The following is an 18,573-nucleotide window of genomic DNA, read 5'->3' on the forward strand; positions in this document are numbered from 1 at the left end:
CGGGGGGTTAATGGCCGGCCTGAGCGCGCAGCGCGGCGAGCACCCGCGCCGGTGTGAACGGCACCTCGCGCAGGCGCACGCCGAGGGCGTCAAACAGCGCGTTGCCGATCGCCGCCGCACTCGGCACCGAGGCGGACTCTCCTGCGCCCATCGGCGCTTCGTCCGGGCGGTCGATCAGTTGGATATCGATCTGCGGCAATTCGTCAAAGCGCAGGATCGGATAGCCGCCCCAGTCCAATGACGTCACACCCGACGCGTTGAAGGTCACAAACTCTTTCAGCACCCGGCTGGCGGATTGGATAATGTTGCCGTGCACCTGATGGCGCACCCCGGCCGGATTGATCATCCGGCCGCAATCATGCGCCACGAAGATTTTATTGAGCGTGATCTGCCCGGAAAGGCGATTGACGCTGAGATCGCACACCCAGGCCGCCCAGGCGGCGCCGAAGCCGGGGAATTTGCTGTGGAAATAGCGCGCATAGGCGAAACCGCGGCCGCTCACCACTTCGGCCCCGGCGGCGCGTGAGCGGTGCGCCGGGCCGTCTTGCCAGTTAGCCTGGCGCTTCAGGGCCTCAATCAAGGCCACCGCGCGCGGATCGTTCAGGTAACGCAGGCGAAACGCGATCGGGTCCTCGCCGGCGCGCCAGGCCAGCTCGTCGATCCAGGATTCATGGGCGAACACGTTGGGCAGCGCCGAAACGCCGCGCATCCACGACGCCCGCACGATCGGCGCGGCGTCCTGACAGATCACCCGCATATGCGGATACGCGTATTGCGGAATGGCGGTGCGATCGCCCATCTGTTGCACGTCGGCCCGGTTGGCCACCTTGCCGGTCAACACCAGCGGCAAGGTCACCGCATTGTTGGAGGGATAGCTGGTTTTCAACTCGTAAGCCGCCACCCGATTTTGCGCGTCGAGGCCGCCGCGCACCCGGATCAGTTGGCCGGTGCCCTTCGGCTCCCAGCCGGATTCCTGTTCACGCATCAGCTGCACTCGCACCGGGCGGCCGGTGGCCCGCGCCAACAGCGCCGCGTCCGCCGAGACGTCGTCGGCGCAGTTGCGGCCATAGCAGCCGGAGGCTTCCATGCGGGTGATGTGCACCTGCTCAGACGGCAACTCGAGCAGCCTGGCGATATCTTTGCGCAGATCGTGCGGGTTTTGCGTGCCGGACCACACCTGCGCCCGCCCGTCTTTGACCTCCGCTACCGCGCAGGAGGGGCCGATCGAGGCGTGCTGATGGTAAGGCCAGACATAGTCCGCCCGCACTTCGGTATGCAGCAATGCCAACGCCTCGTCCGTGCCCGCATCATCGCGCAGCACGCGGTCGGTTTTCGGGTTGGCTGCCAGCGCGGCGGGCAGCGCCTCCGGCGACAGGTCCGGCAGGCCGGCCCAGGGTTTCCATTCGGTTTTAAGCCGGCGCATGGCGGCGATCGCCTGCTCTTCGCGCTCGGCCACAATGCCGATTAAATCGTTGATCACCACCAGTTTCACGATGCCCGGCAGGTGCGCGATCGAACTTTCATCCACCGACAACAGGCCGCCGCCCAGCGGCGCGCTGCTGTCGGCGCCTGCGTAAGGCGGACGCACCACCCGGCCATGCAGCATGCCGGGCAAGCGCAGGTCGTGCACGTAGGTCAGCCCCCCGCTGACCTTGGCCGGAATATCGACCCGGGCGACGGCGCGGCCGACATAGCGGCCCTGCTGTTCACCGTTCAGCGGCACGTTTTTATCCAGCGTCACATGCAGATTTTGCCCGCTCGCCAGCTGCGCATAGCTCAAGGAACGCCCCGGGTGCTTGGTCACAAACACCTGTCCCGCCGCCGCCGTCAGCTGGTCGGCCGGCAGTTCGAAGGCTTTGGCCGCCAGCGCCGTCAGCATATGTCGCACCTGCGCCGCCGCCTGCCGCAGCGGCACCGACGTGACCTGTATGGTGGCGCTGGCGATGGTCGGCCCCTGATCCGGCGTGCGTTGCGTATCGCCGAGGAGCATCGTGACGTGCTCGAACGGCACGCAAATTTCGTCGGCGACGATCTGCGCCAGCGCGGTGCGAATGCCGGTGCCGAGATCGACATGGCCATTGAAGGCCGTCACCCGGCCGTCGGCGGTGAGGCTGATAAAGCTGTCCACCCGATCCAGCGGCAGAGCGGCAGGCGATGCAACCGTCTCGGCGGCGAAGGCGTTAAACGGCGCGGGCAGCAGACTGCTGACCATCACCACACCGCCGGCTTGCAACAACTGTCGGCGGGTCAGTTCGAGGCGGCTCATGCTTGCCTCCGCGCAGCCAGCAGATCGCGGGCGCGCTCGGCGGCGCGCAAGATCTCAAGGTGGGTGCCGCAGCGGCACAGGTTGTAGGCCAGCTCTTTCTTGATGGTTTGTTCATCTGCATCCGGCTCGCGTTCGAACAACGCGACCAGCGTCATGATCATGCCGTTGGCGCAGTAACCGCACTGCGCCGCCTGCTCATCGATAAACCCCTGCTGAACCGGATGCAGCGCCTCCGGCGTGCCCAGGCCTTCCAGCGTGGTGACGGACTTGCTTCCTACGGCGGCCAGCGGCATTGAGCAAGAACGCGCGGCGACGCCGTCGATCAGCACCGTGCAGGCGCCGCACTCCCCCAGGCCGCAGCCATATTTGGGGCCATTCAAGTGCAGATCGTTGCGTAAAACGTACAGCAGCGGCGTGTCGGGCGCGAGATTGCCGAGTGGAACCACCCGGCCATTAACGTTGATTTCCATGGTGAAACTATCCCTTAAACAAACGGATTTAATCCGTAACATCACTGCGGTGAATAATTGCGCAGCGTGCTAATAATTATCATCAAAAGACTTGACGATGTTAAGGGAATGTAGCCGCCATGGCTTTAACGAAAAGTGGGTATTTTCTATAAATTTCCGATAGATAAGCGCATTTTTATGATTGCCGCCCGTGATTATTGTCGATCGCCAGTCCGGCCTCGGCGCCGTCGACCAACAGCCGCACGCCGGCTTCGAACAGCGCATCCGCGCCCTTCTCCTGCAATGTTTCCCAGCCTTGGCACAGCAGCGGGTAACGCCGGCGATCGGCGTCATTCAGCGCATCGTCAGGCTGCATTTGCTGTTCCTCCAGCACCCAGCCCACCACGAAACGCCCGACGGCGAACAGCAGGTTTACCGCGCGCTCCGGCGTCAACCCCGCCCGGCACAGCAGCGCCACCTTGGCCTCAATGACGGCGAATTGCGGCTCCTGCGGCCGGGTTCCGGCATGCAGACGCGCGCCGTCGCGGTAAGCCAGCAACGCCCGACGAAAGTTGCCGGCATTGGTGACAACCCAATCCTGCCAGGGTATGTCGGCGGGCACCTCCTCACGGTGATCCAGCATGATGGTTTCCGCCATCGCCTTCAGCAGCTCGGCCTTGTTCTTGAAATGCCAATAGAGCGTGGGAGATTGCACGCCCAAATGTTGCGCCAGGCGGCGGGTGCTCAGGGCATCGATGCCGATGTCGTTCAGCAACGCCAGCGCCCCGCGCAGGACGGTTTCTCGCGTTAAACGTGTCGCAGTATTTTTTTCGCTCATCTCTCTATCACTGATAGGGTAACTGTGGAATACTCAATACTCTATCACTGTTAGAGTCACAATTTTGAAAAAACCCATGCTGGTTATTTTGTTGACGGTGTTGCTGGATGCGGTGGGCATCGGTCTGATCATGCCGATTCTGCCGGCGTTGTTGCGTTCGCTGGGCGGTCTTGACGCCGGCAGCCTGCACTACGGCGCCCTGCTGGCGGCCTATGCGTTAATGCAATTTCTGTTCTCGCCGATCCTCGGCGCGCTGAGCGATCGTTTCGGCCGGCGGCCGGTGCTGCTCATCTCGCTCGCCGGCGCGGCGGCCGACTATCTGCTGATGGCGTTCACGCCGACGCTGGCCTGGCTCTATCTGGGCCGGTTGCTGGCGGGCATCACCGGCGCCAACATGGCGGTCGCCACCGCTTACGTCACCGACATTACGCCGGCCGGTCAACGCGCGCGGCGTTTCGGCCTGGTGGGCGCGGTATTCGGCGTCGGTTTTATCGTCGGCCCGCTGCTCGGCGGTTCGCTGGGCGAGTGGCATCTGCATGCGCCCTTCCTGGCGGCGGCGGCGATGAACGCCGTCAACCTGGCGATGGCGTTTTTCCTGCTGCCGGAATCGCGTAAACCCCGCGCCCGCGCCGCCGAGAAAATCCGCCTCAATCCCTTTTCGTCATTGCGCCGGCTGCACGGCAAGCCTGGCCTGATGCCGCTGGCCGGCATTTACCTGATCATGGCGCTGGTTTCGCAGGCGCCGGCCACATTGTGGATTTTATACGGTCAGGATCGTTTCGGCTGGAGCATGATGGTGGCGGGCCTGTCGCTGGCCGGTTACGGCGCCTGCCACGCGCTGTCGCAGGCCTTCGCCATCGGCCCGCTGGTCGCGCGGCTCGGCGAACGCAAGGCGCTGCTGATCGGCCTAGCCGCCGACGCAATGGGCCTGGCGCTGCTGTCGATCGCCACGCGCGGCTGGGCACCTTTCGCCTTGCTGCCGTTCTTCGCGGCGGGCGGTATGGCGCTGCCCGCGCTGCAGGCGTTAATGGCGCAAAAGGTGGACGACGATCATCAGGGCGAGCTGCAAGGGACGCTGGCCAGCATGGGCAGCCTGATCGGCGTCGCGGGGCCACTGGTGGCGACGGCGCTGTACGCCGCCACGCGCGATGTCTGGCCGGGCCTGGTCTGGGCGTTGGCCGCCGCCCTCTATCTGTTGGTTCCACTGTTGCTGGCGCGTTCGCGCGAGCGTGACGCGGCATAACGTCGAGCTCACCCTCTCCCGCTTAAGCTGATTTCTGGCTAAGCAAGGCATTATTCAGCATAAGCGGGCGCTTTACACGCCACTGCGCCGCTCATTATCATCGCCCTTATCCCGCCGCAGGAAAATTTAAATGCCGTTTCATGGCGTTACGCCCAGCGCGTCATCGCTACCGTTCACTTCGCCTATCGGAAAATCAGGATGAGAAAACTCACAACGCCGCTGATCGCCGCCCTGCTGCTCGGCCTGTTTAGCCTGCCGGCCGACGCGCAGGAGAAACCGCAACAAATCACCATCGGTTACCAGAAAGCCAACATTTTTGCGCTGCTGAAATACCGCGGCACGCTGGAGAAAACCCTGGAGCCGCAGGGCGTCAAGGTTCGCTGGATAGAATTCCCCGCCGGCCCGCAGATGTTGGAAGGGTTGAACGTCGGCAGCATCGATCTGGCGGCGACCGGCGACGCCCCGCCGGCCTTCGCGCAAGCCGCCAAGGCCGATCTGGTTTATTTGGCGCATTCGCCGCCCAGCCCGAAAACCGAAGCCATCGTGGTGCCGCAGGATTCGGCGATCCGCTCCGTGGCCGATCTGAAAGGCAAACGCGTGGCGTTGAACAAAGGGTCGGACGTCAATTACCTGCTGGTGAGCGCGCTGGAACAGGCCGGCTTGAGCTACAAGGACATCACGCCGGTCTATCTGCCGCCGAGCGATGCCCGCGCCGCCTTCCAGCGCGGCAGCGTCGACGCCTGGGTGATTTGGGATCCCTACTACGCCGAGGTGGAAACCCATGCCAACGCCCGCCGGCTGAAAGACGCGGAAGGCCTGGTGCCGCACTACACCTTCTATCTCGCCAGCCGCCGCTTTGCCGAAACCTACCCGGACAGCGCCAAGCAGGTGATTCAACAGCTCGGCGCGCTGAGCGACTGGGCCAACGGCCATCCGCAGGAAGCGGCGGCGATCCTCGCTCAGAGCACCGGCCTGGATCAGGCGATTTGGGCCAGAGCCATCGCCCGCATGCCATTCGGCAGCCAGCGCATGTCGCCGAAGGTGTTCAGACAGCAGCAGCAGTTGGCGGATAAATTCACCGCCATCGGACTGCTGCCGGGTAAGGTGGACGTCAACGCCGCCCGCTGGTCCGAAGATAAGCCCGAGGCGCCGTAGCCTTTGCCGCGCTTTGGCTTTAGAAAGCAGAAACCGGCATTTTGCCGCCGGAGTAAGCTGACCTATGCTAACCCTGTGTGATGAAACGCGTTTTCATGGCATGTCTTCCGGAACGTTTTGCTTTATTTGTTCGTCGTGAACCCTGGGCCGCCCCTGACTGGTGCGGCTTTTCTTTTTTGTTCGGCAGTGCCAGCGGCGGGGAATTTTGCTATGTTAACCCGCAGATACGCTTCCCGTTTTCAGCCGCCGGATCGACTCATGTTTACCCACAAATCAATCGCCGCGCTCAACGCCCTGGAGCTGATGGTTTATAACTACGTCAGCAAACACAAGAATCAAGTGATGTACATGACCATCCGCGAACTGGCCGAGGCCGCCGGCGTGTCCACCACCACCGTGCTGCGATTTTGCAAAAAAATGGGGTGTGACGGCTATTCGGAATTTCGCATCCGTTTCAAACTGTACCTGGAGCAAACCGATGCGCCGCCGGTCGATTCCGGCATCGGCGAAATTCTCAGTTTTTTTAAAAGCGTCAGCAACGATGAATTTAATCAGCTGCTCGATGAAGCGGTGCGGCATATCGCCGCCGCCGAGCGAATTATTTTCGTCGGCATCAGCACCTCCGGCGCCCTGGGGAAATATGGCGCGCGTTTCTTTTCCAACGTCGGAAAATTCAGCACTCATATCGACGATCCTTATTATCCCGTCAACAGCGATATGTATAAAAGCGCGGTGGCGATCATGTTGTCGGTTTCCGGCGAAACCGAAGAAATCCTGCGGCTGGCCAGCCAGTTCAGCCTGCACCACTGTAAAATCATCAGCATCACCAACAACGAAACCTCTTCGCTGGCGCGGCTGGCGGACTTCAATCTGTCTTATCACGTCCCGCAACACTTGATCGGCGATCATCATAATATTACTACGCAAATCCCCGTGCTTTATATTATTGAAACCATCGGCAAGCGCCTGGGAAGAATGAACGCGATAAAATAAAACAGGCTGTTTTTTTATTGTGACAAATCACGTTTTACGGTGATTTGTTATATCGTGACATTTCTTTCGGTCTTGTTACTCTATTGGCAACGCGAGCGTTATTACCCTTCATTAAATAAGATGAGACATTGACGATGAAACAGTTGCCGAAAGATTTTCTGTGGGGAGGCGCGGTCGCCGCGCACCAGGTTGAAGGCGGTTGGGATCAGGGCGGCAAAGGGCCAAGCATCGCCGACGTGCTGTCCGGCGGCTCGCACGGCGTGGATCGCGTGATGACCGACGGCGTGCTCGACGGCTATCGCTATCCCAACCACGAAGCGGTGGACTTCTACGGCCGCTACAAGCAGGACGTGGCGCTGTTCGCCGAGATGGGCTTCAAGTGTTTTCGTACCTCGATCGCCTGGACGCGCATTTTCCCGAACGGCGACGAAGCAACGCCGAACGAAGCCGGCCTGCAGTTTTACGACGACCTGTTCGATGAACTGCTGAAATACGGCATCCAGCCGGTGATCACCCTGTCCCACTTCGAAATGCCTTACCATTTGGTGAAAGCCTACGGCGGCTGGAAAAATCGCCGGGTGGTGGAGTTCTTCGTGCGCTTTAGCGAGGTGGTGATGCGCCGCTATCGCGAAAAAGTGAAGTACTGGATGACCTTCAACGAAATCAACAACCAGAGCAACTACCGCTACCCGCTGTTCGGCTACTGCTGTTCCGGCGTGGACTACACCCAGGAAGACAACCCCGAGCAGACGCTGTACCAGGTGTTGCACCACCAGTTCGTCGCCAGCGCGCAGGTGGTCAAACTCGGCCATCAGATCAACCCGGAATTCAAGATCGGCTGCATGCTGGCCTGCGTGCCGTTCTATCCTTATTCCTGCAAGCCGGACGACGTGATGTACGCCGTGGAAGCGATGCACCAGCGCTATCTGTATACCGACGTGCAAATGCGCGGCTACTACCCCAGCTACCTGCTGCGTGACTGGGAACGCAAAGGGCTGAAGATCGAGATGCAGCCGCAGGACGCGCAGATCCTGCGTGAGGGCTGCACCGATTACATCGGCTTCAGCTATTACATGAGCAATGCGCTGCAGGCCAACGCGGTGGACGGCAGCGACGGCATGTTCGGCTTCCCGGGCAACGTGCCGAACCCGCACGTCAAAGCCTCCGACTGGGGCTGGCAGATCGATCCGGTCGGGCTGCGCTATTCGCTGAACGTGCTGTATGAACGTTACCAGAAGCCGCTGTTTATCGTGGAAAACGGCTTCGGCGCCTTCGACAAGGTGGAAGCGGATGGCCAGATCAACGATGACTATCGCATCGACTATCTGCGCGCCCATATCGAAGAGATGAAAAAAGCGGTGATTGAAGACGGCGTAGACCTGATCGGCTATACGCCGTGGGGCTGCATCGACTGCGTGTCGTTCACTACCGGCGAGTACAGCAAGCGTTACGGCTTCATCTACGTCGATAAACACGACGACGGCACCGGCACGCTGGAACGGTCGCGCAAGAAAAGCTTCGACTGGTATCGTCGGGTGATCGCCAGCAACGGCGAACAGCTGTAACCGCCGCAGTTCAGGGGCGGTGACGCCCCTTCTCGCCCATGCCGCCCGGCATGGGCGTTTTCGCTTATATCGCCGGGAATGGCGCACCGACATAATTTTCCGCCAGCATCGTCATGGCGCTGCGCGATTTCACCGTGTACTGCAACTCTGAGAGTTGCAGCCGGTGTTCGAAAGGCGTGTCTTCCCGCCGGGTATGCAGCATGTGGGTCATCCACCAGGAAAAATGCTCGGCGCGCCAGACCCGCTGCAAGGCGGTGTCGCTGTAATCGTCCAGCCGTTGCCAGTCGCATCGCCGGTAAAACGTCTCCAGCGCCTGGGACAACAGGCAAACATCGGCCATGGCCAGATTCAACCCTTTGGCGCCGGTCGGCGGCACGATATGCGCCGCGTCGCCCGCCAACAGCAGGCGCCGGTAGCGCATCGGTTCGGTAACGAAGCTGCGCATGCCCACCACGTTTTTCTGAAATATGCGGCCCTTTTTCAGCGTCCAGCCTTCATGGTTTTCCAGCCGCTGCTCCAACTCGCGCCAGATACGATCGTCCGACCATTGATCGACCTGTTCCGCAGGATCGCACTGAAAATACATGCGCTGCACGCCGGGCGAACGGGTGCTGATCAACGCAAAACCGCGCGGATGGCAGGCGTAGATCAGCTCTTCGCTGGACGGCGGCGCTTCGACCAGAATGCCGAACCAGCCGAACGGATAGGTGCGGGTGTAATCCTGCCGCAGCCCGCCGGGCATCGCCGCGCGGCTGATGCCGTGGAATCCGTCGCATCCGATGACAAAGTCGCAGCGCAGCCGGCGCGGCTGGTCGCCATGACGGTAGTGAACCTCGGGCTGCGCGCTGTCCAGCGCCTTCAATTCAACCTGTTCCACCTCGAAAAACAGATGGCCCTGCGCCGCCAGACGCGCAGCGATCAGGTCTTTCAAGACTTCATGCTGGGCATAGACGGTGACGGCGCGCTCGGTCAATCCGGCCAGATCGATGCGGTGCTGCCGGCCGCCGAACGCCAAGCGGATCCCCTGATGCCGCGCCCCTTCCCGCCGCATCCGCTCCCCCAATCCGGTCTGCTCGAGCAGATCGACGGTCCCCTGTTCGAGCACCCCGGCGCGAATGGTCGATTCCACCGCCTCCCGGCTGCGCGTTTCCAACACCACCGATTCCACACCTTGCAGGTGCAGCAGATGGGACAACATCAAACCGGCCGGACCGGCGCCGATGATCACAACCTGTGTGCGCATAGCATGACTCCCTCATAGCATTTTGTTGAGCGGCGCCGGCAGCGCCGGGTAGCCGCCGGAAAGGTGTTTGGCGAGCAGCGCCAGCGCCGCGATCAGCGCCGGGATGGCCAACAGCGTGAAAATGGTGCTGAACGACAGCTGCATCTGCATCAGCACGCCACCGCTCATCGCCCCCAGAATGCCGCCAAAACGCCCGAGACCGAGCATCCAGGCTACGCCGGTCGCCCGGCTCTGGGTGGGATAGAACCCGGCCGCCAGGGCCGGCATGGATGACTGGGCGCCGTTCATGCAGGTGCCGGCGATGAACACCGTGAGCGCCATCAGCAGCGGAGAGGTATAGACATAGCCGATGATGCCGACGAACAAACCGGTCAGCAAATAGCCGACGGCCACCACCTTGTGCGGGTTCATGCGATCCATCAACCAACCGATAATCAATACGCCGAGCCCCCCGCCGAGCGGAAACAGCGCGGTGATCAGCGACGCCTGCGTAACGGAGGCGCCGGTTTCACGGATCAGCAGCGGCAGCCAACTGGTCAGCAGATAGAAGATCATCAATCCCATGAAGTAAGTCAGACACAGCATCAACGTGCCCAGCAGATAGCGACGCGAAAAGATCATGCCCAGCGGCGACGCTGCCTTTACCAGCCCCTCTTCCTGCAACATGAAGCGCGGCGGCGGCGTCATTCGGATCGGCGCAATGCGTTTCAGCACCTTGGCGATGCGCTCTGCGGCATAGCCACGCGCGACCATGAAGCGCACGGATTCAGGCAAGGCGGCGATCAGGACCAGCGCCAGCAGCAACGGCATGACGCCGCCCAGCACCAGCACGCTCTGCCAGCCGAAATGCGGGATCAGCCAGGCGGAAGAAAAACCGCCCAGCGACGAACCGAGAGGGAAACCGCAAAACATCAGATTCACCATCAGGGCTCGGCAGCGCTGAGGGGCATATTCCGACATCAGCGTGGCGGCGTTCGGCATGGCCGCCCCCAGTCCCAGCCCGGTCAAAAAACGCAGCAGCGTCAGCGTCGAAAGCGAGCCGGCGAAGGCGGTCAGCAGGCTGAAGCCGCCGAACAGCAGCAGCGAAATCACCAGCACTTTCTTGCGGCCGATGCGATCCGCCAACGGGCCGGCGGCCAACGCGCCTACCGCCAGACCGACCAGCGCGGCGCTCATTACCGGCCCCAGCGCGGTTTTGTCTATTCCCCACTCCTGCACCAGCGACGTGGCGATGAAGCCGATAATGGCGGTATCGAAACCGTCCAGCGCGACCGCCCAAAAACACAAAGCCAGTATCAACCACTGGTAGCGAGAAAATGGCTGGTTATCGATAAACCCTCGAATTTCTACGTTGTTATCATGCGGCATGGCTTGCTCCTCAGAGAGTGCGGCAAACCTCGCCGCACGGAACAGCCGGCTGCGAGCCGGCGAGAGGGTTAATTTGTGCGATTATCGGAATATAGTTCGTTAATCGACAATCAAATCAAACCACCCCACGGCGAATGCTTCAATATTGTTAAAAAAATAAGCGTGCGATAAACGAACATCAGAAAACGGTAAATAAAATAATTTCATTTACTATTAGTTGGATATGGAGATTTAAGCCGTGACTACGGCGTGGGGAGTTGTGATTTTGTTAACATTTTACAAACATCATGAGCGCCCGGTCTGACGTTGCCCCTGGGCCGGAGGGAACCGGCGCTTGTCAAACCGCGCTCGCCGCCTAAAAACAGGAAGCGAGCGCAAGCCTCGGCGCTATTGACTCACGGCGCCGTTTGCGCGGCGGCGAGGTATTTCGCCATTTCCGCCGCCGGTCGCCCATACCAGATGCGTCGCCTGGGCCAGGCTCTCCGCGCTCACGCCCTGCTCGCTGAGCTGCCGCGCATGAGCGGTAACGCGCCACGGCCCGGCCATGCCGGCCAGGGCGGAGGGTTCCAGCTGGATATGCTCGTGCCTGTCCAACAACCCGAGCAGCGCGAACATCTCTTCGTCGCTCAGGGTGTAAAACGCGCTCAGCAGGCGCTCCATCGCCCGGCCGACAAAGCCGGAGGCGCGCCCCACCGCCAGTCCGTCCGCCGCCGTGCGGTTGTCGATGCCGAGATCTTGCACCGCAATGCCGTCATGCAACCCGCTGTAGACGCCGAGCAGCATGCAAGGGGAATGGGTCGGTTCGGCGAAAATGCAGTGAACGTGATCGCCGAACGCCAGCTTGAGGCCAAAGGCGACTCCGCCCGGCCCGCCGCCGACGCCGCACGGCAGATAAACGAACAGCGGATGCTGCGCGTCCACCACGATGCCCTGTTCGGCAAACTGCCGCTTCAGGCGGCCGCCGGCCACCGCGTAGCCGAGGAATAGGGTTTGCGAGTTTTCATCATCGATAAAGAAGCAACTCGGATCGTCCGCCGCCTGTTTGCGCCCTTGTTCGACCGCCACGCCGTAATCGTCGGCGTATTCCACCACCGTCACGCCATTGTCGCGCAGCTTCTGTTTTTTCCACGCCCGCGCGTCCGCCGACATGTGCACGCTGACGTCAAACCCCAACCGGGCGCTGATGATGCCGATGGATAATCCCAGATTGCCGGTCGATCCGACGGCGATGCGGTACTGGCTGAAGAATTGACGGAACTCGTCGGAAAACAGCCGGGCGTAGTCGTCGCCGATCTGCAGCAGCCCCGCCTCCAGCGCCAGCTTTTCCGCGTGCGTCAGCACCTCATAGATGCCGCCGCGCGCCTTGATTGAGCCGGAAATCGGCAGATGGCTGTCCTTTTTCAACAGCAGGCACCCGCCCAACGTCTGCCCATAGCGCCGATCCAACGCGAGCTGCATGGCCGGGATCGCCACCAGCTCGGATTCGATGATCCCTTTTGTCGGTTGGGTTTCCGGGAAGGCCGCGGCAAGATAAGGCGCGAAACGCGCCAGGCGCTGCTCCGCGTCGGCGACGTCGGCGGCGGTCAACCCGACGTGGGGCAACCCTGCGGCCAGCGTTGTCGCGCGCGGATTGAACCAGGTGATCGGCTCTAGCGCGACCATGCGTTGCAACAGCGGATGCTGGGCGACCCACGATAGGATCTGTGATTTCTGCATAAGTGTCCCTGACTGATGTTGGCGTTGCCGTCACCTTGCCGCGAACGCCGGCGGCTGACAAATGATAAATTCTGAGCTTGAGGTGCAATAGATTGATGCAAGCGCGACGTTAGCCGGCCGTCACGCCAAACAGCAGGCCGACGCCGGAAGAAACCACCATCGCCAGTGCGCTCCAGATGAGGATGCGCGCCACGCCCGGCAAGATCGGCGCCCCGCCGGTTTTCGCGGCGATGCCGCCGAGAACGCCGAGGGAAATCAGCGCCGACGCCACCAGCGCCGGCCGCGTCCAGGCGACCGGCACCCACATCGCCACCAGCAGCGGCAACAGCGCGCCGAGGGAGAAACTCAGGGCCGACGCCAACGCAGCCTGCAGCGGCCGGGCGCGGGTGGTGGCGGAAATGCCCAGTTCGTCGCGCGCGTGCGCCTCCAGCGCATCATGCGCCATCAGCTTTTCCGCCACCTGCCGGGCCAGCGCCGGATCCAGACCGCGATGCACGTAGATTGACGTCAGTTCGCGAAACTCCCCCGGGTAGTCTTCAAGCAGCTCCGCCTGCTCTTCCGCCAGCGCGGCCTTTTCGGTATCCGCCTGCGACGAGACCGACACATACTCGCCGGTGGCCATCGACATCGCGCCGGCCACCCACCCGGCGACGCCGGCGATCATCAGCGCGGAATGCGAGGCGTTGGCCGCCGCGACGCCCAGCAGCAGGCTGGCCGTTGAAACGATGCCGTCGTTGGCGCCGAGCACCGCCGCCCGCAGCCAGCCGATGCGTTCAATACTGTGCCGTTCCCGGTGCATCCGTTCTCTCCCTCTGTGAGCGTTGCGCTACTCGCGCGCCGCCGCTTCCAGCCCGGCGATGTCGATTTTGCCCATCAGCAGCATCGCTTCCGTTACCCGCCGCACGCGGGCGGCGTCGGGATCGTTCATCAACTCCGTCAGGCGCCGCGGCACAATTTGCCAGCACAGCCCCCAGCGATCGCGCAGCCAGCCGCACTGCTCCGCCTCGCCGCCCTCGCTCAGCGCATCCCACAGCCTGTCGACTTCCGCCTGATCGTCACATTCCACCATCACGGAGAAACTGTGATTGAACGGATCCAGCGGCCCGGCTTCGATCGCCGCGTAGCGCTGGTCCCCCAGCGTGAAGGCGGCCAGCTTCACGCTGCCGGCCGGGCCGCTCGGCGTATCCGCCGGCAGGTCGGAAAACCAGTTCACGGATGATCCGGGGATCAGCGCGACATAGCAATTCAGCGCCGCTTCCATGTCTTTTTCAAACCACAGATGTTGCGTAATTCTGGCCATCTGCGCCTCCTTTACGCATCGAGGATCGGCGCGAAACCGCCGAAGATCATGCGTTTGCCGTCGAACGGCATCTCGCCCAGCGCTTTCATGCGCGGATCGTTCATCATTTTCTCATTGGCGGCGTCGCGCACCGCTTTGGAGGGGTACTCTATCCAGCTGAACACCACCACTTCGTCTTCCTGGGCTTTCACCGCGCCGCGAAAGTCGGTGAGCTTGCCATCGGGCACGTCATCGCCCCAGCACTCCACGATGCGCGTGGCGCCAAACTCTTTGAACAGCGGCGCTGCCGCCGCCGCCAACCGGTGATAAGCCTCCTTATTGGCGGCCGGCACCGCCACCACAAACCCGTCTACGTATTTCATTCTGGCATCCTCTTGTCTGATTAAGGACAGTCGGTTCGGCGCAGGCGGAAATGCCCGCGTCCCTTACCAGTTTAGACCGCAGGCACGCAGCGCGGATCGGAAGTTCAGCGGCCGTGACAGGCCGGCGGAGACGATTCCGGTGTGGCGACCCGGTTGCGGCCGGCGTTTTTCGCTTTGTACACCGCCAGATCCGCCAGCTTAAGCAGATCCGCCAGGCTTTGGCCGGAACCGCCCGGGCAGGTCACCATGCCGATGCTGACGGTGATCTGCAGCGGATGCCCGGCCGGCATGAGGATAGACTCCGTTTCGATGCGTTGCCGCAGGCGTTCGGCCAATTGCCATCCCTGCTGCGGCTGGCCGAGCGTCGAAACGATGGCGAACTCTTCGCCCCCCATGCGGCCGAACAGGTCACCGACGCTCAGATCGGCGGCGATCGCGCGGGTAAAGGCCATCAGCGCCTGATCGCCGCCGGCATGGCCGAAACGGTCATTAATCGATTTGAAATAGTCGATATCGAGCATCATGACGCACACCAGCTCGCCCTTTTGGTCTATCAACCGTTCGCCGCGTTGCATAAACGCATTGCGCGTCAGCACGTGCGTCAACGCATCGTGATTCGCCACGTGCTCCAGCGTGCGCAGCAGCGCATTGCGCGCATAGTTCATGCTGGCCACGGCGATGGGCCCCAGCGCCAGCAGCGCGATGCCCAAACGCATCGATACCGCGTTTTGCAACACCTTCATGTCGAGCGTCGAACTCAACAGCCCGAAATCGATAGCCAGATGGCACCACAGCACATAGATCAGCACCGCAATCATGGTGCAGAACAGTGAGAAGGACATCGCCAGCCACAACAGCACCGGCATGGGAAAGATCACCGCCCCGGGGCCGCCGATCAGCACGCTGCACACCGCCGCCAGCAACAGCAGCGCCAACACCGTGAGTTTTCGCCCCGCCCGCGGCCATTGGCTGCGCTGGGTGAACATGGCGCCGGCCGCCGCAAGGCGACGTCGCCAATCGCCGGGAAACGCCAGAATAAACGGCATCAGCGTGACGTAATTGGTGAACTCGGACGAGAACCACAGCGCCAGCGAGGTCAGATAGGGTCTGCCGAACAGCCACTGCGAAGTTACGGCGCCCACCGCGCCGGTCGCGGCGGCGGCGGCCAGGCAGATGCCGAACAGGTACATGCTGGACGTGCCGCGTTGCAACATGCGCGCCGGCGGCGACAGCCGCATGAACAACAGATACCCCACCACGACGCCGGTCAGATTGGCGACGTTCAGCAGCAGCGTCTTTTGCAGCGAACTGCCGGTCAACAGATCCGCCGCCAGATAGCCCAGCACCGCCATGCCCCAGCCGGCCCGCGTAGCCCACTGTGGCCGACGCACCAAAACGGCCAGCAGTACGGCGTTCACCGGCCAGAATATCGCCAGAAAGCTGCCGGGACGACTCACGATGCCCAGCAGACACAGGGTGAACACCAACAAAAAAATGATGAGCGCGGGCCAGATTTTCCGGGTATCGGACAACGAGGTGGTTTGCATCTTGGATCCAGAGACTTCCGCTAGCATAAAGTGACAGTCTGTTCGCGTCACAACCGTCGGCGGTGAGGCGAAGATAAACGGCCGACCCGCCTATTATTGCCAGTTTTGCCTGCCCGGACACCTGTTTATTCATCAAGGGAAAATATATTTGTGTATCAATATATTGACAGAAGTCACCCTTCCGACGAACAAACTGCCGCGTCCCTCCCGTCACTGCGATCGTTATTGCCATCCATCCGACTTTTTACCGGCAAAATCGCCGTCTTTTTCCCTAATGACAAAATTAAATCGTGCAATGAAGGGATAGCGGCATTCCCCTCTATTCAAAATCTATAAATGATAATTATAATGATAATCGTTACTATTTATTATTTTTTCATGGAATTATATGCACCAGTCAGTTCTTCGCCACCCCACTACAAGAAATAAAAATCACGTTCTTCGCACGCTGCCCCTGATTGCCGGTTTGTTCCCCGCGCTGGCGATCGCCGCCGCGCCCGGCGCAAAAACGGAGGAATCCATTACGGTGACCGCCGCAGCCCAACCTTCCGGCAGCTATAGCGCTGACACTGCCTCGACCGCCGGCAAGACCGCCGCGCCGATCACCGAGGTGCCGCAATCGGTCAGCGTCGTCACCTCTCAGGTCATTGACGACTTCCAGGTCAAAAGCGTCAATGAGGCGATGAAGTTCGTCAGCGGCGTCACCCAGGGCAACACGCTCGGCGGCACGGAGGATGGCTTCGTCAAACGCGGGTTCGGGGTTAACTCCGACGGCTCGGTCTTCATCGACGGCGTGCGCAGCAACCAAGGGCTGAGCATGGACGCCACCACCGATCGCGTCGAGGTCCTGAAAGGTTCCGCGTCGCTGCTGTATGGCATCCTCAGCCCCGGCGGCGTCATCAATCTGATCAGCAAAAAACCGCAGTATGACTGGAACACCCGCATCAGCGGCGCCACCAACAGTTTTGGCGGCGGCAGCGGCAGCGTCGATGTGACCGGCCCGCTGGGCGGCGGCTTCGCCTTTCGCCTGATCGCCGAACGCCAGCACGCAGATTACTGGCGCAATTTCGGCAGCGACGAACATACGCTGATCGCCCCCTCGCTCAGTTGGTTCGGCGACCAGGCTTCCTTTAATATCGCCTACAGCGAATACAAGTACGACATTCCTTACGATCGCGGCACCGCATTTATCGACGGCAAACCGGTCGATGTGCCCTATAACCGCCGCCTGGATGACTACGCGAACCATGCCTGGGGCAAGAACAAACGTCTGAACGCCCATTATGAGTACGCGCTCGATCCGATCTGGACGACCCGATTCAACTACGCCTGGCTGCAACGCCGTTACGACAGCAACGAAGTGCGCGCCACCGCGGTCGACACCACGACCGGCATCGTCTCGCGCCGCGCCGACGCCAACCGCGGTTTCAATCATCAAACCCACTATTACTCCTGGGATCTGACCGGTTCGCCGCAGCTGTTCGGCATGCAGCACGATCTGCTGCTGGGCGTGGACTACGAGAAAAATCAGACCTACAAGGCCTATTCCTACCGCGGCAAGGTCTCGAAGACCTTCAACATGTACGATCCGGTGTATGGCGAAACGCCGGTCACCGACAGCACCACCTACAGCGACGCGTCAAGCAACCTGCGCGCCACGCTGTTCAGCCGTTCCCTGTACGCCAAGGACAGCATTCATCTTACCGATCAATGGATCGCGGTGCTGGGCGCGCGCTATCAGTCGTATTACCAGAACAACAGCAACGGTTTCCAGAAACCGAAAAATACGCTCAATGACAAAGACGACCAGTTTTTGCCGCAGGCGGGGTTGGTGTATAAGCTGACGCCGAGCCTGTCGCTGTACGGCAATTACAGCCGTTCGTTCACGCCGTCCACCGCCATCGACGACAATGGCGACGTCGCCACGCCGGAAACCGGCACCACCTATGAGGTGGGCGGAAAATGGCAGATCACCCCGGCGTTTGACGCCACGCTGGCGCTCTATCGCATTGATGAAAGCAACATGTCGATCTTTATCAACGGCGTGACCCGCAGCATCCCCAAAGCGCGCTCCACCGGCGTCGAACTGGAGTTGAACGGGGAAGTGGCGCGCAACTGGAATCTCACCGCCAACTACAGCTACGACAAGACCGAAATTGTCGAAGACAACCTCAACCCGGACAACGTCGGCAATCGGCTGGTCAACGCCCCAACCAACATGGGCGGCCTGTACCTCAGCCGCCGCATGACATTGCCGGTGGTGCCCGGCGAGATGCGCATTGGCGGCGGCGCGCGCTACGTCGGTCGCCGCGCCGGCGATCCGGAGAACAGTTTCACCATGCCGGCCTATACCGTGGCGGATGCCTTTGTCGCCTGGGACAGCAAGCTGCTTGGGAAACATACCCAGCTGAAACTGAATGTGAAAAACCTGTTCAACCGCGAGTACTATGCCTCCAGCGCCGGTAATTTACGCGTGATTGAGGGTGAACCGCGCAGCCTGAGCCTGCAGGCGACGGTCGATTTCTAAC

The 18,573-nt window shown here is 61.4% G+C and carries 15 protein-coding genes; 5 read left to right on the forward strand and 10 right to left on the reverse strand.

What is annotated here, in order from left to right:
* Window positions 1–7 precede the first annotated feature (7 nt).
* The 3 genes from ACSBQS_RS08515 to tetR form a co-directional block, all read right to left on the reverse strand.
* The gene (locus tag ACSBQS_RS08515; protein ID WP_434990255.1) at window positions 8–2,266 is read right to left on the reverse strand and encodes a molybdopterin cofactor-binding domain-containing protein; all 2,259 of its coding nucleotides are present in this window, start codon (window positions 2,264–2,266) and stop codon (window positions 8–10) included.
* Window positions 2,263–2,736 carry a (2Fe-2S)-binding protein gene (locus ACSBQS_RS08520; protein ID WP_033643143.1) on the reverse strand — a complete coding sequence of 158 codons (474 nt, stop codon included), beginning with the start codon at window positions 2,734–2,736 and terminating at the stop codon, window positions 2,263–2,265. Before ACSBQS_RS08520 ends, ACSBQS_RS08515 begins: the two co-directional genes overlap by 4 nt.
* A gap of 175 nt (window positions 2,737–2,911) precedes the next feature.
* On the reverse strand, window positions 2,912–3,553 hold the full coding sequence (tetR, locus tag ACSBQS_RS08525; protein ID WP_434990257.1) for a tetracycline resistance transcriptional repressor TetR: 642 nt from the start codon (window positions 3,551–3,553) through the stop codon (window positions 2,912–2,914).
* Between the two features lie 64 nt (window positions 3,554–3,617).
* Between tetR and tet(41) the strand changes: the two genes are divergently transcribed.
* From tet(41) to ACSBQS_RS08545, 4 genes are all read left to right on the forward strand, one after another.
* On the forward strand, window positions 3,618–4,796 hold the full coding sequence (tet(41), locus tag ACSBQS_RS08530) for a tetracycline efflux MFS transporter Tet(41) (protein ID WP_434990258.1): 1,179 nt from the start codon (window positions 3,618–3,620) through the stop codon (window positions 4,794–4,796).
* 198 nt (window positions 4,797–4,994) lie between these two features.
* Window positions 4,995–5,951 (forward strand): sulfonate ABC transporter substrate-binding protein, encoded by a 957-nt coding sequence (locus ACSBQS_RS08535; RefSeq protein ID WP_176589186.1) that lies wholly within the window; start codon window positions 4,995–4,997, stop codon window positions 5,949–5,951.
* 258 nt (window positions 5,952–6,209) lie between these two features.
* On the forward strand, window positions 6,210–6,944 hold the full coding sequence (locus ACSBQS_RS08540) for a MurR/RpiR family transcriptional regulator (RefSeq protein WP_197666468.1): 735 nt from the start codon (window positions 6,210–6,212) through the stop codon (window positions 6,942–6,944).
* 128 nt (window positions 6,945–7,072) lie between these two features.
* Complete coding sequence (locus ACSBQS_RS08545; protein WP_101453003.1) at window positions 7,073–8,509, forward strand: 6-phospho-beta-glucosidase; 1,437 nt, start codon at window positions 7,073–7,075, stop codon at window positions 8,507–8,509.
* A 64-nt stretch (window positions 8,510–8,573) separates the two neighbouring features.
* Here ACSBQS_RS08545 and ACSBQS_RS08550 read toward each other — a convergent pair whose 3' ends face one another.
* The 7 genes from ACSBQS_RS08550 to ACSBQS_RS08580 form a co-directional block, all read right to left on the reverse strand.
* Entirely contained in the window at window positions 8,574–9,752 is a 1,179-nt protein-coding gene (locus tag ACSBQS_RS08550) for a 4-hydroxybenzoate 3-monooxygenase (protein WP_197666467.1), read from the reverse strand.
* A 12-nt stretch (window positions 9,753–9,764) separates the two neighbouring features.
* On the reverse strand, window positions 9,765–11,120 hold the full coding sequence (locus ACSBQS_RS08555) for an aromatic acid/H+ symport family MFS transporter (protein ID WP_434990260.1): 1,356 nt from the start codon (window positions 11,118–11,120) through the stop codon (window positions 9,765–9,767).
* Between the two features lie 387 nt (window positions 11,121–11,507).
* A complete protein-coding gene (locus ACSBQS_RS08560; protein ID WP_434990261.1) occupies window positions 11,508–12,836 on the reverse strand; it encodes a D-serine ammonia-lyase in 1,329 nt (442 codons plus the stop codon).
* Between the two features lie 109 nt (window positions 12,837–12,945).
* Window positions 12,946–13,635 carry a VIT1/CCC1 transporter family protein gene (locus tag ACSBQS_RS08565; RefSeq protein ID WP_434990263.1) on the reverse strand — a complete coding sequence of 230 codons (690 nt, stop codon included), beginning with the start codon at window positions 13,633–13,635 and terminating at the stop codon, window positions 12,946–12,948.
* Window positions 13,636–13,662: 27 nt separating this feature from the next.
* Window positions 13,663–14,136, reverse strand: coding sequence for a VOC family protein (locus ACSBQS_RS08570; RefSeq protein WP_042784572.1), 474 nt, complete (start codon window positions 14,134–14,136; stop codon window positions 13,663–13,665).
* An 11-nt stretch (window positions 14,137–14,147) separates the two neighbouring features.
* Window positions 14,148–14,498, reverse strand: a complete 351-nt coding sequence (locus ACSBQS_RS08575; RefSeq protein WP_025302905.1) for a DUF1428 domain-containing protein — start codon at window positions 14,496–14,498, stop codon at window positions 14,148–14,150.
* A 104-nt stretch (window positions 14,499–14,602) separates the two neighbouring features.
* Complete coding sequence (locus ACSBQS_RS08580; protein WP_033650342.1) at window positions 14,603–16,045, reverse strand: GGDEF domain-containing protein; 1,443 nt, start codon at window positions 16,043–16,045, stop codon at window positions 14,603–14,605.
* Between the two features lie 388 nt (window positions 16,046–16,433).
* On the opposite strand from ACSBQS_RS08580, the gene ACSBQS_RS08585 reads away from it, so the two are divergent.
* Window positions 16,434–18,572 carry a TonB-dependent siderophore receptor gene (locus ACSBQS_RS08585; RefSeq protein WP_434990266.1) on the forward strand — a complete coding sequence of 713 codons (2,139 nt, stop codon included), beginning with the start codon at window positions 16,434–16,436 and terminating at the stop codon, window positions 18,570–18,572.
* Window position 18,573 lies beyond the last annotated feature (1 nt).

Origin of the sequence: Serratia sp. H402Y (genome assembly GCF_051172415.1) — a bacterium.
Lineage (GTDB): Bacteria > Pseudomonadota > Gammaproteobacteria > Enterobacterales > Enterobacteriaceae > Serratia > Serratia ureilytica.

What these genes read in the sequence shown, in the direction of transcription:
- ACSBQS_RS08515 (WP_434990255.1), bottom strand. Translation starts at nt 2,266, where the DNA reads ATGAGCCGCCTCGAACTGACCCGCCGACAGTTGTTGCAAGCCGGCGGT.
- ACSBQS_RS08520 (WP_033643143.1), bottom strand. Translation starts at nt 2,736, where the DNA reads ATGGAAATCAACGTTAATGGCCGGGTGGTTCCACTCGGCAATCTCGCG.
- tetR (WP_434990257.1), bottom strand. Translation starts at nt 3,553, where the DNA reads ATGAGCGAAAAAAATACTGCGACACGTTTAACGCGAGAAACCGTCCTG.
- ACSBQS_RS08535 (WP_176589186.1), top strand. Translation starts at nt 4,995, where the DNA reads ATGAGAAAACTCACAACGCCGCTGATCGCCGCCCTGCTGCTCGGCCTG.
- ACSBQS_RS08540 (WP_197666468.1), top strand. Translation starts at nt 6,210, where the DNA reads ATGTTTACCCACAAATCAATCGCCGCGCTCAACGCCCTGGAGCTGATG.
- ACSBQS_RS08550 (WP_197666467.1), bottom strand. Translation starts at nt 9,752, where the DNA reads ATGCGCACACAGGTTGTGATCATCGGCGCCGGTCCGGCCGGTTTGATG.
- ACSBQS_RS08555 (WP_434990260.1), bottom strand. Translation starts at nt 11,120, where the DNA reads ATGCCGCATGATAACAACGTAGAAATTCGAGGGTTTATCGATAACCAG.
- ACSBQS_RS08560 (WP_434990261.1), bottom strand. Translation starts at nt 12,836, where the DNA reads ATGCAGAAATCACAGATCCTATCGTGGGTCGCCCAGCATCCGCTGTTG.
- ACSBQS_RS08565 (WP_434990263.1), bottom strand. Translation starts at nt 13,635, where the DNA reads ATGCACCGGGAACGGCACAGTATTGAACGCATCGGCTGGCTGCGGGCG.
- ACSBQS_RS08570 (WP_042784572.1), bottom strand. Translation starts at nt 14,136, where the DNA reads ATGGCCAGAATTACGCAACATCTGTGGTTTGAAAAAGACATGGAAGCG.
- ACSBQS_RS08575 (WP_025302905.1), bottom strand. Translation starts at nt 14,498, where the DNA reads ATGAAATACGTAGACGGGTTTGTGGTGGCGGTGCCGGCCGCCAATAAG.
- ACSBQS_RS08580 (WP_033650342.1), bottom strand. Translation starts at nt 16,045, where the DNA reads ATGCAAACCACCTCGTTGTCCGATACCCGGAAAATCTGGCCCGCGCTC.
- ACSBQS_RS08585 (WP_434990266.1), top strand. Translation starts at nt 16,434, where the DNA reads ATGCACCAGTCAGTTCTTCGCCACCCCACTACAAGAAATAAAAATCAC.